Here is a 15916-nt window from a genome sequence, read left to right as displayed (position 1 = left end):
GGTGTCGTTATGACAGAAAATACTATTTTAATCAAAGATGCATTTATTTTAAATCCTAATAATTTTGAAGAAAAAAAACAGTCTCTTTTAATAAAAAATGATTTGATTGCTGAAATTGCAGACGAAATCGACGAAAGCAATGCCGATAAAATCATTGACGGTGAAGGAAAAATACTGCTTCCCGGACTTATAAACACTCACACTCATTTATCAATGACCTTATTCAGAGGCCTTGCCGACGACTTAAGCCTGGACAGCTGGCTCAACGATCACATATGGCCGATGGAAGCCAATCTCAATGGAGAATACTGTTATATCGGAGCCCTTCTCGGAGCTATCGAGCTCATCAAATCAGGAACAACTACATTCAGCGACATGTATTTCTACATGGAAGATGTTGCCCGTGCTGTTGATGAAGCTGGAATAAGGGCGGTACTCTCTTATGGAATGATAGATTTCGGAGATGAGGAAAAAAGGCAGGCTGAAATTAAGGAAAATCTTACATTATTTGAAAACTGCAATGGAATGGCTGACGGAAGAATCAAAGTCTTTTTCGGTCCGCACTCCCCATACACAGCTTCAGAGGAACTTTTAATCGAAGTCCGCAAGTTGGCAGACGAATACAATATGGGAATACATATACACGTTTCCGAAACCGAAAAGGAAATCAATGACATTTCCGCTGAAAAAGGATTAAGGCCATTCGAATACTTGGACAAGATCGGATTTTTAGGCCCTGATGTAGTTGCAGCACACAGCGTATGGCTGAGCGATAATGAAATAGAAATCATAAAGAAAAACAATGTAAAGGTTTCACACAATCCGTGCAGCAACATGAAACTTGCTTCTGGAATAGCACCTGTTTCCAAGCTTATTGAAAATGGCATCTGCGTTTCAATAGGTACTGACGGCGCTTCTTCAAACAACAATCTTGATTTGATTGAAGAGCTCAAGACCGCAAGCCTTCTTCAGAAGGTCTCAACTTTGGATCCTAATGTACTCAATTCCCGTGAAGCCATTGCAATGGGTACAATCAAAGGTGCGGAAGCACTTGGATTGGATTCAGAAATAGGTTCCATAGAAGTCGGAAAAAAAGCGGATATCATTTTGATTGACACAGACTCAGCCAATATGGTTCCGGACAGTTCCACATTAACATCCAACATTATCTACTCTGCAAACGGTTCAAATGTTGACACTACCATCTGCAACGGTAAGATATTAATGGAAAACAGAAAACTGACTGTTTTGGATGAGCAGGAAATTTATGCCAAGGCCAGAGAAGCCATTAAAAATTTAAAAGAAGCTATCTAGCTTCAAATTCTATTTTATTTTTACTCAATACAATACTCTTTTTCCATTCATCAAGGGATTCAGGAAAATCAGACCTGAAATGTGCGCCTCTGCTTTCCCTACGCAATATTGCTGATTTTACAGTAAGGATGCAGATTTCCACCATGTTTATTACTTCCAGTGCAGTCACCAAATCGGTATTGTACTGCTTTTTATCGTCGACGTCAAGACTGTCCAGCTCATTTTGCATTTCCTGAAGCTGGCCTAAAGCTTCATTCAATGTTTTCTCATCCCGCACAATTGCAACCTTTTCCCACATCAGGTTTTTAATCCTATTTTTAAATTCCTGTGGTTTGATGGAACCTTTTTTGATAAGTCCTTCGATTCTTGAAGCTTCGCCTTGAACCATTTCATCGTTGGTTTTGATTTCACAGTCCTTTGCCGCTTTTGATGCGCTTTCACCGGCAATCTTTCCAAATACCTGGGTATCGGCCAGGGCATTACCTCCCAAACGGTTTGCTCCGTGAACTCCTCCGCAGACTTCACCGGCACCGAACAGGTTTTTCAGGGATGTTGAAGCATCAGGATTGATTTTCAAACCGCCCATGAAGTGGTGTGCTGTTGGAGCAACTTCTATAGGTCCGTGCTTGATGTCAACGCCGACATTTTCAAACTGCAGGACCATTGTCTCAAGCTTTTCCTCGATATAATCGTCGTCCAGGTGGGAAATGTCAAGGTACACTCCGCCATTTTCTGTTCCACGCCCTTCAATGATTTCCTGATATATTGAGCGTGCAACAACGTCACGGGTGGCTAACTCCATCTTTTCTGGCGCATACTTGCTCATGAACCTTTCGCCGTCCTTGTTGATTAGCTTTCCTCCTTCGGCTCTTACGGCTTCAGTCACCAATACTCCCTTTTTGGATTCAGGGGCTACCATTCCGGTTGGGTGGAACTGGATTTGTTCCATATCAACCAATTGCGCTCCGGCTCTGTAGGATATTGCAAAACCGTCTCCGTTCTTTTGGAAGGTGTTGGATGTTACAGGGTATAGCTGGCCGGCACCTCCGCTTGCAAGGATTGTTGCTTTTGCCTGGAAGTAAATAATGCTTGAGTCCTTAAGGTCAAGTCCGGTTGCACCGATGACTTCATCGCCGTCGGTTACAAGGGATGTAATCATTACCTCTTCGATGCATTCTATGTCTCTTCTGATGATTTCTTCCTTAAGAGCATTCAAAAGTTCTGCACCGGTTCTGTCTCCCTGATAGCAGGTTCTTCTGTAGGTCTGTCCGCCGAATGGCCTTTGGTCAATCTGACCTGATTCCTGCCGGTCGAAGAGTGCGCCGAAGTTTTCCAGATCAATCAACCTTTTAGGTGATTCGCTGACAAGGATATCAACAAGTTTCTTGTCATTGAGATAGCTTCCGCCCTTCAGTGTGTCGTTGATGTGGGCTTCTATTGAATCGTCCTTATCGACGGTCTTGAATACGGCATTGTATCCTCCTTCTGCCATTCCAGTACAGCCAGACCTGAATGAAAGACCTTTGGATACAATAATTGCCTTCAAACCGGCATCATCAACTTCAATAGCGGCTCTTGAACCTGCTCCTCCTGAACCGATTATTAATACATCTGTAGAGATAGTTTTTATTTCCATTTCAATTACCCTGTAAAATTTTGTTATAGTATTACTTTTAGTTTTTAGTTGTTAAATAAATTTCTTCAAAAACGTTTATTAATAAAAATGATTTAACTTATAGTATCGAATCTATATTTCTTAATTTAAATTTCAATATAATTTTTGGTGATTTAATTAAATTAAAAGTATAGTTAAAATTTATATATTAACATCAGACATCTGTTAATTTAATTAGAGGTTATTTCATGAAAATTGATGGTGAAGTTACAACCGGTTTGGGGAAAGCTGCGTATTTCCTCTCACAGGACTTTTACACTAGGGAATTTGAAAAAAATCTGGGCTTCGTTCCATATCCAGGAACACTGAACGTTATCATCAGTGATGAACATTTGGATGAAATCAATGAAATTAAAGATCAATGTCAAAATCTCATAAAGCCCGACACAGAATTCGGTGCGGTAAAATACATCGAAGCCATATTGAATGATAAGGTTAAAGGTGCGATTGTGTTTCCTGCAAAAACTACTCATGAAGAGAATTATTTGGAATTCATTGCAGAAAATAAATTAAGGGAAGAATTGGATCTAAAAGATGGTGATACAGTATCTTTGGAATTTTAGATTTCTTTTCTGATTTTTTCTATTTCTTCTAAACTCAATTCTGTTTCTTTTTGTATTTCTTCGTTGGTTTCACCATTTTTAATCATATATTTTGCCATTTTTTTGTTTCCTTCTTTTTTTCCTATTTCAATTCCTTCTTCTTTTCCTATTTCGATACCTTCTTCTTCACGTCTTTGGCCGTAATCGTATATAGCACTCATTTTTCCACCTAATGCATCACATATAGCTGTTTTTTTGTCTCCGTCTTCTAGAAATTTGTCTGTGAGTAAATAAGCAATACTTTTTACAAGATTTTTTACTTTATTTTTTTCTAAGTCAATTGATAATATCAATTCAACTGATTTTTCGATTTGTTGTTCTTGGGTATTTTCACTACCCATTAAAGGAACTAGTGACAAATCAATTAATTCCTCATCAGTAAAATCTTTGTTATTTTCTAATTTAGTTTCAATGTTATTTATAACATTGTCCCCATCTTCTTCCATCAGGGAGTAGATGTCGAATGTGAATTTAACACTACCTTCAAGTATGTGAATGATTTTTTTGCTTTCTTCAGCAGTGCTGATTACCACTAATTTAACTTTTTTATTACTTTTCTTTTTGTAGTTTACCATTGACAGATACGCTAAAAACCTGTCTTTATCATCAATATCCACATTAGTACTTTGAAATTCAATAATTAAAATAGTATTGTCTAATTCAATTATTAGGTCTGCGATTAGTGCTGTTGGGTCAATATAGCGTATTTCTGTTGGATTTAACTTTTTTTTCTTAGATTTAATTTTGATTCTTTTTAAAAACACGTCTACTTCTTCTTCGCCGACATCTTTAAAAAGTAAATCTTCTTGTTTTGTTGCCATATTATCACTTTTTTTAATATTTACTCTTATTTTATACTTTATAGTATTTAAATTGCTTTGTTTTTTATTAGAACAATTTTACACTCTTAAAACAATTTTTTAAGGTCATAACAATTTTATATTATTGGGGCAATTTTACAGACCTAAAGCAATTTTACATTGTCAGGACAATAGCGATGTGAAAATATTTTCCACCAAAAAGTATTTTATACATGTTAAATAAAATTAGAAAATACGTTCTCAGGGTGTGGTGCAATTCCCTACCGGTGGTGATTTTTAATAAAATAAGTCCACGAGCACAAAAACGTGTTGATTTGGTGAGATTCCAAAACCGACGGTGATAGTCCGGATGGAAGAGAAGAAATAGTTATTTAGTTATTTTTAGCCCTGGTTCTAGTAAATAAGGAGATGTTACTATGAATCAAGAAACAAATTTAGATAAGGCTCTAGAAGCTATTAGAAATGGTGAATTCGTACTTGTTTTTGACGATGATGACAGGGAAGGGGAAGTCGACATGATTATCGCTTCCGAATTCGTGACCCCCAAATCAATTGCAACAATGAGAAATGATGCAGGCGGATTAATCTGCAACTGTTTACACGCTGATTTTTGCGATGCAATTCATTTGCCTTTCATGGTCGACATCATGAAAGCGGCAACAGAAAAATATCCGGAGCTCGCAGAACTCGCACCGACTGACATTCCATACGATGAAAGATCCTCATTTTCAATTTGGACAAACCACAGAAAGTCTTTTACAGGAATCACTGACCATGACAGAGCAATGACAATCAGTGAAATGGCTTTGATGATGAAAGAGGAAAGATTCGATGAATTTGGAGCAACATTCAGATCTCCAGGTCATGTATGTCTTTTAAGAGGAGCAGATGGTCTTGTTAAAAACAGACAGGGACACACTGAAATAGGTCTTGCCTTGTGTGAACTTGCAGGAGTCACTCCGGTTTGTGTAGTATGTGAAATGATGGATGGTGAAACTGGTAAAGCTACATCCATTGCTGATGCTCGCAAATATGCAGAAGAAAACGGTTTAGTCCTGCTTAGAGGCGAAGACATCATAAATGAATATTTAAAAGAATAATTATCCTAAATTATTCTTTTTCTTATCTACAATATAATTTGCAATAAATTCTGTAATCTGTTTTATCTTATATGAATTGTAAATGCTGAAGGCGACGTATTTGCCGTCGTTCATCTGTATTTCCATACCGTCCTTTACTTCTTTTGACTGATTGATGGCTATTATCTTATGCCATGGAATCCTTAGTGTTTTACTTTTCAAAGCCTTTTCGATATGAATTCCGTCATCCTTGAATCTGACTGTTTTGACAATGCGTCTGTTAATGTCGGAACCTATTTGAATGTCTCCGTTTTCATCAAACACGTAATCCGGTATCAGACAGGTTGCCTTCCAGCCTTGCTTCATTTTTTTAAGTACATGTGCACGATCTTTTTTTGTCAGTTTAACGCCTGTTTCAGGGCTTAGATTAAGTGCCATTTAAATCACTTTGCTTTTAATTTCTTCAAATGAATAGATTTTTTCAAATTCGACTTCATGGGCCATAGCTATTATTTCATCAATGTTCAGGTTGTTTTCAATCAGGTCCATGGAATGGCTTGTGAAAAGCTCATATCTGATTTCGACTTCAGGAATGAATCCTCTCATGTCCGCTGATTTCAGTTTAGGGAGCTTCAATACCTTATCGACGCTGGCGTTGTTTCTAATGTACGGCACCACATTGTCGAATATATCGTCATTGTATACTTTATTGAGCAAAACGGCTTCTACTGACACCCCGAACTTTTCAAGCATATTTGCATGTGAAACGATGTCGATGGCCGCTGATTCGATTCCACCCTTGTTGACCCCTGTAGCCAATATCATCGGAATGTTTGAGGACATTGCAATCTCTGCAGCTGAATACGGCACGGTTTCGTTTAAAAGGCCGGTGAACACGCTCATGACACCTTCAATAAGCACGATGTCATAGTCGGATGAGTTGAGTTTCGCGACTGTAGATTCTATGTCGGCCCAACCCAGGTGCCCGATTTTCACTGAAGCAAAATCCTCCATCTTTCCCTTTGTCAAATATAATCCTGGGATGATGTCGCGCACATCAGGCCCCACTTTTAAAAGGGCAACTTTATATCCCCTTTTTCTTAATGCTCCGGCAAGTCCTGTGATGATGAATGTTTTGCCGGAATCGGAACCGTTGCTTCCAATCATCAGGTATTTTGGCTTTTTGTTGTGCTCGATTTCTGGTATTTTCATGTTGGTGTTGATTCCCACTTCGCTTTGAAGGAATTTTTTGACTTGCATGTTTCTATTGTAAATGTCATCGAGGTCCTGTATATCTATTTGTTCTCTTAAATTTTCTACAATAATCGGATTTTCATCAAGGATTCCATGAATCATGGTGCCTATAACATTACCGTCGTCATTGCACGCTCCGGAAAAGATGTTGTATTCGCCCTTTTTGTTTGTATCACCGTAGTTCATTCTCTGGACCTGTGAATAGAACAGAGGCTTGGCATCCCCTTCCACTTTACCGTAGGTATGTGTATGAAATCCGGTGACGTCTTCTGTCTGGTTTTTAACCAAAAATGAGTTGTCGAAAACTTTTGCCTTTACCCGGTCACTTGTAATCAACGGGGAAAAGTTCACATCTATCAGTCCAAGGCCTTCCTTGACTATTGGCACAGGCGATTTTCTGCCGATGTCAATCTGGTTTGATAGCAGCTGAAAGCCGGCACAGATTCCTATGATTGGCTTCCCGTCACGGGCCATTTTTTTGATTTCGGTGTTCAAGTCCATGTTAATGTCGTTTGACTCAATCAAGGTTCCGCCAGGAATTATTAAGGCATCCAGTTCTTCTGAAGCCCTGTTACCATTGACTAATCCGTTTTCTTTTACAATGTCTGTCGGCAGGTTTCCAAAATCTTCAAATCCTGGAACTGCCCCGCTGACGTAAGCAAGTCCGATTTTTGTCATAAGAATAACCTCTTGGTAATAGTATATTTAAGGTGATATTTAAAGGTAAATTTCAAGTGTAAAAAAAAGTAATTATTGAGCGTTTTCGAATACGCTCAAAGCTTTGATAATTTTTAAATCATCCAAAGGTTTTGCTTGGATTTGCAATCCTACAGGAATGCCTTCGACTTCACCTGCCTTGATGCTTGCTGCAGGAATACCTGCCAGGTTAGCGATTACTGTTAAAATGTCGTAGGCATACATTTCCATAGGTTCCAATTCAGTTCCTATCTCGTGAGGAAGTTTTGGAACTGTAGGTCCTACAATCATGTCAACGTTTTCAAGCATTGAAGTGATTTCTCCCCTGATTACAGATCTTGCCTTAAGTGCTTGCTTGTAGTATTTACCACTGAATTCGGCTTCTGCAATATGTGAACCGATTTTGATTCTTCTCAATACTTCGTCTCCGCATACCTCTTCGATTCTTGATCCGTAGTCTCTTCCATCGTATTTTCTGGTTGCTGAGAAGAATTCCACATAGTTAATCAGGTAGTATGTAGGAAGGCACAAATCGATATAGTCAAAGCTAACTTCAACAAGTTCGGCGCCGGCATCAACCAGCTTGTTGATGGCCTTGTTCACGGTCTTGTTGATTTCCTCATCGGTGACGTCAATGAATTCCTTACATACAGCAATTTTCATTCCTTCCAGACTGGTGTCTTCAAGCACTTCTGTAAAATCAGGCTTGTCCCAGTTCAAGGTTGTGCATTCGGTTTCATCATATTTTGCAATTGTATTCAATGCGACTGCAATACCGCTGACGTCATTTGCTAAAGGTCCAATCTGGTCCAGACTCATGGACAGGTCGAGAAGTCCCTGTCTTGACACGGCACCGTATGTAGGTTTGAATCCGACTACTCCACAGTGTGAAGCAGGGTTTCTGATTGATCCTCCGGTGTCTGATCCGATTGCAATATCACACATTTCGGCCGCAATTGCCGCTGCGCATCCTCCGGATGAACCTCCAGGAATTCTGCCCATTGCCGCTGGGTTTTGGGTAGGTCCGTAATAGGAGGTTTCGGTTGAACTGCCTGCTGCAAATTCGTCCATATTCAAAATACCGATGATTATTCCGTCTTCAGCCAATATTTCATCAACGACAGTTGCGTTGTAGCTTCCTATATAGTCTTCTAATGTCTTGGAAGCTGCGGATATAATCATGTCTTCAACATTGATGTTTGCTTTTATACCGAATACCAAACCAGCTAAAGCACCAACTTCTTCACCGTTGGCTATTTTTTCATCAATAGCTTCTGCTTGTTTTAATGCATTTTCATAGTTTAATTCAATGAATGCATTAATGGTTTCGTTATTTTCATCGATAACTTTAATGAAGCTTTCTACATTTTCTTTAGCTTTAATTTCTCCACTTTTAATGGAGTTTAACTTTTCAATAACGTTCATTAAAACACCTAATAATCGTAAATTATAATATTATTATTCTATTTTTCAAGGTTTATATATTTAATTTATTGTATCGAGATTTTTTAAATTAAATTTATAAATAAATATGAATATAATATTCAACATGAAAAAGGCTGTCGTGTTTGATAACTCAGGAACATTGATAGAACGATACAGAGTCATTAAGGATGTCTTAAACGGCAACATTTTCACTGACATTAACTCTTTGGATCTGATTGCCTCAGCTGACTCGCTGGCTTTGGTTGTGCTTCAATTCAATACAAACAAATTGTTAAAGTTGGATCAGAACATTCTTATCTCAGATATTATTAAGGAGTATAACATCGATTTTGACATCAGCTTTTCCACAAAGCAGGTTTCTAAAGCCGAAGTCAAGGATATTTTAGACAATGAAACATCAACCACAATTTCCGACATCACCGATGGATTCGACATTCTGCGCGAAAAGATTTCCCACATGGAGCTTTGCAACGGATCCGCACTGATAGTTGACATGGATTTGGGCACTGTTGCATACACCATCACTTCAGCGGGCCGATTTTTCCCGAAGGTCTTTGAAACAGTTGAAACCTTGAAGTCCAGGGGAATTGAAATATTTATTGCATCAGGTGACAGAAAAGGAGCAATCAACAGGCTGGCCAATATGCTTGACGTTCCCGAAGACAATGCCTTTGGAAGCGTTTCAACCAGGGGAAAATGTGAAGTCGTATCTATCCTCAAGGACGGCGGCTATAAGGTAATGATGGTCGGTGACGGTCTCAATGATATATTGGCATTTAAAAAAGCCGATGTCAGTGTCCTTACAATAGAGCAGCAGGAAGAAGTATCTCCAAAAATGATGGACAAGACAGATTATGTCATTGAAGACATTTTTGACGTCACAATGATAGACTTTTAGTTTATTTTTTTGGCTCTAATAACTTATAAGTTATAACTTATAACTAATAACTTATAAAAAAATAATGAATAAGTTATAAGTTTTCAATGACTTTCTTGCTTTTAAGGACGTTGTCGAAGTTGTTGAGCTCAATTATTCCTATATCAATCTTTTTAAGCAGATTCAAGTCCAGTGTGCCTTCACCTAAGGTAATGTGCTGGTCTTTCACACCGTCATTGTCATTCAAATGACAATAGCTGATGTTTTTCAGCTCAAGCATCTCTTCAAGGTTTCCGCAGGTGTTTCCGTGACCGGTATCTATTGTAAGGCTGCAACCTGTGGCCTGCTGAATTATTTCTATTTCCTCAACAGTATTTGCCAGGAATTTGCCTCGAACCGGCATGTTTTCGACTGAAATTTCAACATTGGTGTTATCGATGATTTCGCCGACGCTTTCACATGCAATTTCCAGTGCCCATTTCCTCAACCGTGGTTCGTTCCTGCCGATTATTCCAGGATGGACGGTTATTGTCTTTGCGCCGATTTTTTCAGCATATCTGCCGCATTCAATCATCTGCTTAATGCTTTCATTTCGGATTCCCCTGTTCAGGCTTGCAATGTTAATGTCGACTGTTGCGGCATGTATTCTCACATCCAGTCCGCAGTCGTTGTATTCCAGATTTTCCTTTTCAAAAAAGGGGCCTTCACCTAGTATTTCTATCATTTCAAATTCGTGTTTTTTAGCTAAATCGATGATGTCATTGTTAGGTTGCATGAATAAAGCCAGTGTAGTAAATCCCAGTTTCATAATCATATATTAATTTTTTAAAATACATAAACTTATTAACTTTCTTTTTTAAATTACCATCAAAGGGAAGTAATGATTATGGAAACTATGGAAAAACTCAAAAGCGAAAATATGAACATTGCCGATAAGATCTATATTTTCGATACAACATTAAGGGACGGCGAGCAGACACCAGGTGTTGCTCTTACGGTTGATGAGAAAATTCAAATTGCCCAAAAGCTGAACAATTTGGGTGTGGATAAGATTGAAGTTGGATTTCCCGCTTCTTCCAAAGGTGAGATACAATCTGCAAAGAAAATCAAATCCATGGATTTGGAATCCACACTGGTGGGTTTGTCACGTTCACTTACAGGTGATGTCGATGCCGTTCTTGATGCCGACCTTGAATATGTCCATACATTCATAGGCACTTCCCCACTGCATCGCGATTATAAGCTTAAGATGAGCAGGGAAAAGATTATAGAAACCGCAGTTTCAGCCGTGGAATATGCAAAGGATCACGGGCTTACAGTTGAATTTTCAGCAGAAGACGCAACAAGAACTGAAAGGGATTTTCTCTTTGAAGTATTCAGAGATGTCGTAGATGCCGGCGCTGACTTTTTAGACATTCCCGATACTGTCGGTGTTTTGACACCAACCGTTACCCATGAACTGATCAGTGACATTAAAAACAATTTTAAAACACCAATCAGCGTTCATTTCCACAATGATTTTGGACTTGCCACTGCTAATACTCTGACCGCCATAGAGTGCGGTGCAAACCAAGCCCATGTCACCATCAATGGATTGGGTGAGAGAACCGGAAACTGCTCTTTGGAGGAACTTGTCGTAACATTGAAGGTTGCTTACGGCATTGATTTGGGTCTTGACACCACCAGACTGTACAGTCTGTCAAATCTCGTTGGCCGTCTGACAGGGGTGAAGATGCCTGTCAACAAACCTATAGTAGGCGACAATGCATTTGCCCATGAATCCGGAATTCATGTTCATGGAATCCTTAACAATTCATCTACCTATGAGCCTATGTCACCTGAAATGGTTGGCCATTCAAGGCGAATTGTTTTAGGAAAGCATACCGGAGCCAATGCATTGAAATCAAAACTTAAGGATTATCACATTGATTTGGATGAAGACCAATTCTGCAAGGTATTCGATGAAATAAAATCATTGGGCGACAGCGGTAAATGCGTTACTGATGATGATTTGATTGCTATTGCTATTACTGAGCTTTCCTCAGCTCGTGAAACACCTATTGTTCTTAAAGGATTGGGGCTGTCTTCAGGTGGAGGAGTCTCACCAACAGCAACCGTCAAATTAGAAATCGATGGTGAGGAAAAGGAAACAGCAAGCACTGGTGTCGGTCCTGTTGATGCAGCACTGAATGCAATCAGATTTTTGATTCAGGATACTATGGATATTGAACTTGAAGAATATAATCTGGAAGCCATTACAGGCGGTACAGATGCTCTTGCAGAGGTTTTCGTTATCAGTTCGGATTCACATGGCAACAAATCCACAGGAAGATCAACAAATCAGGACATAGTTATGGCAAGTATTTTAGCAGTACTTGACTCCATCAATAAATTATTGTTAATTCAAAGAGCACAATAATTTGACATGTTCTACTTTTTTTTAATTTTTTTAATTATTTTTAATTTATTGTTTTTTATTAATTTTTGATTTTATTTACTTTTTGTTTGTTTAATATTTTATAGTTTTATATATTTTTTGTTTAATATTATTTATCATAATTTGATGTAAAATTTTATATACACGTTTTTACTTATTTTAATATGGTGAGATTTACATGGAAACAAATACAATTTTTGTAGGTAGTAAGCCTGTTATGAATTATGTTTTAGCAGTCGTTACTCAGTTCAATAATGGTTCCGATAGTGTAATTCTTAGAGCTAGAGGGAAAGCAATCAGCCGTGCTGTGGATGCTGCTGAAATAGTAAGAAATAGGTTTGTACCTGGTTCAGAAGTTAAAGACATTCAAATTTCTACCGAAGAAATTGAAAACTTTAACAAAGAAAAGACCAATGTGTCTATTATTGAAATTTTAATTGAAAAGGGTGAATAACTCTTTTTAATCAAATTTCTTTAAAACATTTTTTTCAAAGAGATATTTTGAAAGCAAAATATTGGATGTACCCTTTCCATGGGCCTCAATTTTATTTTTCTTGATTGCTTTTAGTATGCTGTCAATATCCTTTTCCGCTTCAACCATGCTAAAGCAATCGCCGACGAACTTGTAGTAATGTGCATCGCTTGCACCCAAACCAGGAAGATTTTCAGATTTTGACAAATTTTTTGCCTTGTTATTGCAGTATCCTACAATGAATCTTGCATTTTTTGTCTCGATTGCATCAATTTTTAAATCATTATGGTCACACTTATGAAGAAGTCCATGCCTGTAGAAACAATACGGATGGGGGATTATTGCAAGACCCCCTAAATCATGGATTCTGTCTATGGTATCCTGTGGTGATAAGTCTCTAGGTACTGTTTCCTCACACCCAAAACCAAGGATATGCCCTTGTGCTGAAGAAATTTCTATAGATGGAATGGCAAGTATATCTGTATCCCTTGTTTTTTTAATAACTTCGCCTGTTCCATCGACGGTATTGTGATCGCTGATTGCAATCACATCAATGTTTTTCTTTTCGGCAATTTTTAAAATATCGTCAATTTTGGAATTTGAGTCTGGAGAATATTCGCTGTGAATATGGGAATCCATCTTAAGCATCATTATCTATCCTTGAATTGTTTTAATCAGTCCGATTGTTCCTGTCATCATGACGTCGCCTCCAGGACATGCATGATGCCAGTCGAGATTGGTTTTTTCTATAAGCTCTCTTTTTGGGCCGCTTGCAATGACTTTTTCAATTTCAGATATCGGATTTAGCACGTGGGCTCCATGGCCGTGGTCATTGTAGACCTCTTCATTTGTGATTTCTCCTGAAGCCAGCCTTTTCATGTATCTTTCCAGTGACTCTCCTGTAAGGCTTGAAGTGTGGTGTTCAAAGACTCCCTGAATTTTTCCGTCCTCTATTGATGCTGCGGTAGTGTGTCCGTTTCCGATGTCAATCACGATAAAACTTTTAAGATTTTTAGCTATTTCATCATAGCACATTCCGGCTATTGATGCGAATTTTGTATCCATCAGCAATGGAACATCCTCTATTCCTTCACTTTTAATGATTCTCCTTACAGCCTGCATTCTTGTGTAGTATTCGGGCAGGTCTTCTTTAAATCCAAATTCCAATGGAGATATTGGTTCGGATATTTTTTCCCTGATTTTTTCAAATCTGAAATCCCTGTCGCCCATGTTTTCATTGTATCCGTGATCCTGAACGGCGATTGCGATTTCGTCAAAGTCGAATTCCAGATCATAGCCCAGCAGGAATTCTGAGAGTTTTGTGATGTTAATGTCGCCCAAAGTTATTTTTGTGTAATCCTTATAGTCTTCATTTTCATCAGCAATTTCAATTCCGAATGATTTTACCTGTTCAAGGTTGTCTCTGATTGTCTTTGCACATGTAGGCTCCATCACTACCTTATAGCCTTTTTCTATATGTTGCAAAAGGGTGTTTTTTATCTTTCCTCCGCCCATGATTTCTCCCTGGAGGTATATGTCATTTTCAATTTCCCTAATCTGCTGTGATATGTATAGGTGAGGTGAAGGCAGAACAAGCTTTATTGAGTTTTCAAGTTCCTTTTCAGTATCGTAAATCATTATATCCTGTGTTCCAGTTCCGACATCTATAGCTAAAATTCTCATGATTAATGATTGTTTTTTATGATATTAATAATTGCAGTGTACATTTTTGTACAACAAAGATTTAAATAGTACATTATACTACTTATTATCATGACTTATAAAATTGAATTATCATCAGATGAAGTGCCTAAAAAATGGTACAATATGCTTGCAGACTTGCCTGCAGAACTTCCTGCTCCAAAAAACAGTGAAGGAAAGGATCAAATTTCATCTTTACAACTTGCTTTTACAAAAGCTGCTTTAGAACAAGAATTTGCTACTGATCGCTATATTTCAATCCCAAAGGAAGTTAGGGAATTATATATGGAAATGGGCAGACCTTCTCCTTTAGTCAGAGCCAACAAACTAGAAGAATTTTTAAATACTCCTGCTAAGATTTTCTTTAAAAGGGAAGATTCTTCTCCAACAGGTTCCCATAAATTGAATTCTGCTATACCTCAAGCATATTTCGCTAAAAAGGAAGGTGTTGAAAGATTGACTACAGAAACTGGCGCTGGCCAATGGGGTACTGCATTATCTTTAGCATGTAATTTGCTAGGCATAGATTGTACCGTATATATGGTTAAAGTTTCATTTAACCAAAAGCCTGACAGGAAAAATATCATGAGCATTTATGACAGCAATGTTTTTGCTTCTCCTAGTGAAAATACTAAAGTCGGCCGTGGCATTTTAGCAGAAAATCCAGATCATCCTGGTTCTTTGGGAGTAGCTATTTCTGAAGCAATGGAAGAAGCTCTAGAAAATGAAGAAGTTAAATATTCATTAGGTAGTGTTTTAAACCATGTAATGTTACACCAGACTGTTATAGGTCAGGAATTAAAAACTCAACTTGAAATCGCTGAAGAAGAGCCTGACGTGATGATTGCTTGTGCAGGTGGTGGAAGTAATTTAGCAGGATCTCTATTCCCATTCATTAAAGATAAAATCGATGGAAATTCAGATACTCAATTTATCGCTGTTGAACCTAGCGCTTGCCCTACATTAACACAAGGTAAATATGAATATGATTTCGGAGATATAAGTGGATTTACACCAATGCTTAAAATGTTTACTTTAGGTCATGACTTTGTAGCTCCTAGTGTTCATGCTGGTGGTTTAAGATATCATGGTATGTCACCTATTGTTTCTCTTTTAACTAAAGAAGGTTTAATTGAACCTAGAACTGCTCATCAAGTTGATTGTTTTGAAGCAGGCATTACTTTCGCACGTAATCAAGGTATTGTTCCTGCTCCTGAGACTACTCATGCTATTAAAGTTGCTATTGATGAAGCTTTAAAATGTAAAGAAACTGGTGAAGAAAAAACCATTGTATTGAACTTCTCAGGCCATGGAATGTTGGACTTGAAAGGATATGCTAGCTATTTTGAAGGAACTATGCAAAACGCAAAATAATCCTTCTTTATTTTTTTTAGATTTTTTTACTTATAACTTATAACTTATAATTTTTATTTAGTTATAACTTATAACTTATTAATGTTAACAAATAAGTGTTAAGTTAGATGTGAAAACAAATAATTTATAAGGAAGAAGTTATAAAATATAACTTATTTGTTAAAAGTT

Annotated in this window: 15 protein-coding genes and 1 riboswitch; of the genes, 7 read left to right on the top strand and 8 right to left on the bottom strand. The window is 37.8% G+C overall.

From position 1 onward, the window contains the following. Nucleotides 1-9: 9 nt before the first annotated feature. Nucleotides 10-1314, top strand: coding sequence for an amidohydrolase family protein (locus Q0W26_RS01735; protein ID WP_298521706.1), 1305 nt, complete (start codon nucleotides 10-12; stop codon nucleotides 1312-1314). Here Q0W26_RS01735 and tfrA read toward each other — a convergent pair. Continuing rightward, a complete protein-coding gene (tfrA, locus tag Q0W26_RS01730; RefSeq protein WP_298521705.1) occupies nucleotides 1307-2950 on the bottom strand; it encodes a fumarate reductase (CoM/CoB) subunit TfrA in 1644 nt (547 codons plus the stop codon). The two genes, Q0W26_RS01735 and tfrA, sit on opposite strands and share 8 nt — an antisense overlap. A gap of 227 nt (nucleotides 2951-3177) precedes the next feature. Here tfrA and Q0W26_RS01725 point away from each other — a divergent pair, with 227 nt between their 5' ends. Next, nucleotides 3178-3552, top strand: a complete 375-nt coding sequence (locus Q0W26_RS01725) for a DUF120 domain-containing protein (RefSeq protein WP_298521704.1) — start codon at nucleotides 3178-3180, stop codon at nucleotides 3550-3552. Here Q0W26_RS01725 and Q0W26_RS01720 read toward each other — a convergent pair. Beyond that, nucleotides 3549-4412: a hypothetical protein gene (locus Q0W26_RS01720; protein ID WP_298521703.1), complete on the bottom strand. Its 864-nt coding sequence runs from the start codon at nucleotides 4410-4412 to the stop codon at nucleotides 3549-3551. The two genes, Q0W26_RS01725 and Q0W26_RS01720, sit on opposite strands and share 4 nt — an antisense overlap. A gap of 232 nt (nucleotides 4413-4644) precedes the next feature. Continuing rightward, nucleotides 4645-4777, top strand: a riboswitch (FMN riboswitch). Nucleotides 4778-4828: 51 nt separating this feature from the next. On the opposite strand from Q0W26_RS01720, the gene ribB reads away from it, so the two are divergent. Next, the gene (gene ribB / locus Q0W26_RS01715; protein ID WP_298521702.1) at nucleotides 4829-5512 is read left to right on the top strand and encodes a 3,4-dihydroxy-2-butanone-4-phosphate synthase; all 684 of its coding nucleotides are present in this window, start codon (nucleotides 4829-4831) and stop codon (nucleotides 5510-5512) included. On the opposite strand, the gene Q0W26_RS01710 is transcribed toward ribB, so the two are convergent. From Q0W26_RS01710 to gatA, 3 genes are all read right to left on the bottom strand, one after another. Then, nucleotides 5513-5929, bottom strand: a complete 417-nt coding sequence (locus Q0W26_RS01710) for a hypothetical protein (protein ID WP_298521701.1) — start codon at nucleotides 5927-5929, stop codon at nucleotides 5513-5515. Then, nucleotides 5930-7423: a DJ-1/PfpI family protein gene (locus Q0W26_RS01705; RefSeq protein ID WP_298521700.1), complete on the bottom strand. Its 1494-nt coding sequence runs from the start codon at nucleotides 7421-7423 to the stop codon at nucleotides 5930-5932. 72 nt (nucleotides 7424-7495) lie between these two features. Continuing rightward, nucleotides 7496-8866, bottom strand: coding sequence for an Asp-tRNA(Asn)/Glu-tRNA(Gln) amidotransferase subunit GatA (gatA, locus tag Q0W26_RS01700; RefSeq protein WP_298521699.1), 1371 nt, complete (start codon nucleotides 8864-8866; stop codon nucleotides 7496-7498). 124 nt (nucleotides 8867-8990) lie between these two features. Between gatA and Q0W26_RS01695 the strand changes: the two genes are divergently transcribed. Beyond that, nucleotides 8991-9785, top strand: a complete 795-nt coding sequence (locus tag Q0W26_RS01695; protein WP_298521698.1) for an HAD family hydrolase — start codon at nucleotides 8991-8993, stop codon at nucleotides 9783-9785. Between the two features lie 73 nt (nucleotides 9786-9858). Here the strand turns inward: Q0W26_RS01695 and Q0W26_RS01690 are convergent, their stop codons facing one another. Further along, nucleotides 9859-10572 (bottom strand): sugar phosphate isomerase/epimerase family protein, encoded by a 714-nt coding sequence (locus tag Q0W26_RS01690; protein WP_342765325.1) that lies wholly within the window; start codon nucleotides 10570-10572, stop codon nucleotides 9859-9861. Nucleotides 10573-10644: 72 nt separating this feature from the next. On the opposite strand from Q0W26_RS01690, the gene Q0W26_RS01685 reads away from it, so the two are divergent. Together Q0W26_RS01685 and albA are read left to right on the top strand one after the other, a co-directional pair. After that, entirely contained in the window at nucleotides 10645-12183 is a 1539-nt protein-coding gene (locus Q0W26_RS01685; protein ID WP_298521696.1) for a 2-isopropylmalate synthase, read from the top strand. 196 nt (nucleotides 12184-12379) lie between these two features. Further along, a complete protein-coding gene (albA, locus tag Q0W26_RS01680) occupies nucleotides 12380-12655 on the top strand; it encodes a DNA-binding protein Alba (RefSeq protein WP_298521695.1) in 276 nt (91 codons plus the stop codon). Between the two features lie 6 nt (nucleotides 12656-12661). Here albA and Q0W26_RS01675 read toward each other — a convergent pair whose 3' ends face one another. Both Q0W26_RS01675 and Q0W26_RS01670 read right to left on the bottom strand, forming a co-directional pair. Next, complete coding sequence (locus Q0W26_RS01675; protein ID WP_298521694.1) at nucleotides 12662-13324, bottom strand: PHP domain-containing protein; 663 nt, start codon at nucleotides 13322-13324, stop codon at nucleotides 12662-12664. A 3-nt stretch (nucleotides 13325-13327) separates the two neighbouring features. Then, on the bottom strand, nucleotides 13328-14356 hold the full coding sequence (locus tag Q0W26_RS01670; RefSeq protein WP_298521692.1) for a DUF1786 domain-containing protein: 1029 nt from the start codon (nucleotides 14354-14356) through the stop codon (nucleotides 13328-13330). Nucleotides 14357-14446: 90 nt separating this feature from the next. Here Q0W26_RS01670 and Q0W26_RS01665 point away from each other — a divergent pair, with 90 nt between their 5' ends. After that, the gene (locus Q0W26_RS01665) at nucleotides 14447-15748 is read left to right on the top strand and encodes a TrpB-like pyridoxal phosphate-dependent enzyme (protein WP_298521691.1); all 1302 of its coding nucleotides are present in this window, start codon (nucleotides 14447-14449) and stop codon (nucleotides 15746-15748) included. Nucleotides 15749-15916 lie beyond the last annotated feature (168 nt).

This window comes from uncultured Methanobrevibacter sp. (assembly GCF_947169325.1).
Classification (GTDB): domain Archaea; phylum Methanobacteriota; class Methanobacteria; order Methanobacteriales; family Methanobacteriaceae; genus Methanocatella.
The sequence above is the reverse complement of the archived record's forward strand: the minus strand, read 5'-3'. Positions and strand labels throughout refer to the sequence as shown.

Excerpts from the sequence above, each read along its gene's own strand:
- tfrA (WP_298521705.1), bottom strand. The coding sequence starts at position 2,950 with ATGGAAATAAAAACTATCTCTACAGATGTATTAATAATCGGTTCAGGA.
- Q0W26_RS01685 (WP_298521696.1), top strand. The coding sequence starts at position 10,645 with ATGATTATGGAAACTATGGAAAAACTCAAAAGCGAAAATATGAACATT.
- Q0W26_RS01735 (WP_298521706.1), top strand. The coding sequence starts at position 10 with ATGACAGAAAATACTATTTTAATCAAAGATGCATTTATTTTAAATCCT.
- albA (WP_298521695.1), top strand. The coding sequence starts at position 12,380 with ATGGAAACAAATACAATTTTTGTAGGTAGTAAGCCTGTTATGAATTAT.
- Q0W26_RS01705 (WP_298521700.1), bottom strand. The coding sequence starts at position 7,423 with ATGACAAAAATCGGACTTGCTTACGTCAGCGGGGCAGTTCCAGGATTT.
- Q0W26_RS01665 (WP_298521691.1), top strand. The coding sequence starts at position 14,447 with ATGACTTATAAAATTGAATTATCATCAGATGAAGTGCCTAAAAAATGG.
- Q0W26_RS01690 (WP_342765325.1), bottom strand. The coding sequence starts at position 10,572 with ATGAAACTGGGATTTACTACACTGGCTTTATTCATGCAACCTAACAAT.
- Q0W26_RS01695 (WP_298521698.1), top strand. The coding sequence starts at position 8,991 with ATGAAAAAGGCTGTCGTGTTTGATAACTCAGGAACATTGATAGAACGA.
- Q0W26_RS01720 (WP_298521703.1), bottom strand. The coding sequence starts at position 4,412 with ATGGCAACAAAACAAGAAGATTTACTTTTTAAAGATGTCGGCGAAGAA.
- Q0W26_RS01725 (WP_298521704.1), top strand. The coding sequence starts at position 3,178 with ATGAAAATTGATGGTGAAGTTACAACCGGTTTGGGGAAAGCTGCGTAT.
- ribB (WP_298521702.1), top strand. The coding sequence starts at position 4,829 with ATGAATCAAGAAACAAATTTAGATAAGGCTCTAGAAGCTATTAGAAAT.
- Q0W26_RS01710 (WP_298521701.1), bottom strand. The coding sequence starts at position 5,929 with ATGGCACTTAATCTAAGCCCTGAAACAGGCGTTAAACTGACAAAAAAA.
- Q0W26_RS01675 (WP_298521694.1), bottom strand. The coding sequence starts at position 13,324 with ATGATGCTTAAGATGGATTCCCATATTCACAGCGAATATTCTCCAGAC.
- Q0W26_RS01670 (WP_298521692.1), bottom strand. The coding sequence starts at position 14,356 with ATGAGAATTTTAGCTATAGATGTCGGAACTGGAACACAGGATATAATG.
- gatA (WP_298521699.1), bottom strand. The coding sequence starts at position 8,866 with ATGAACGTTATTGAAAAGTTAAACTCCATTAAAAGTGGAGAAATTAAA.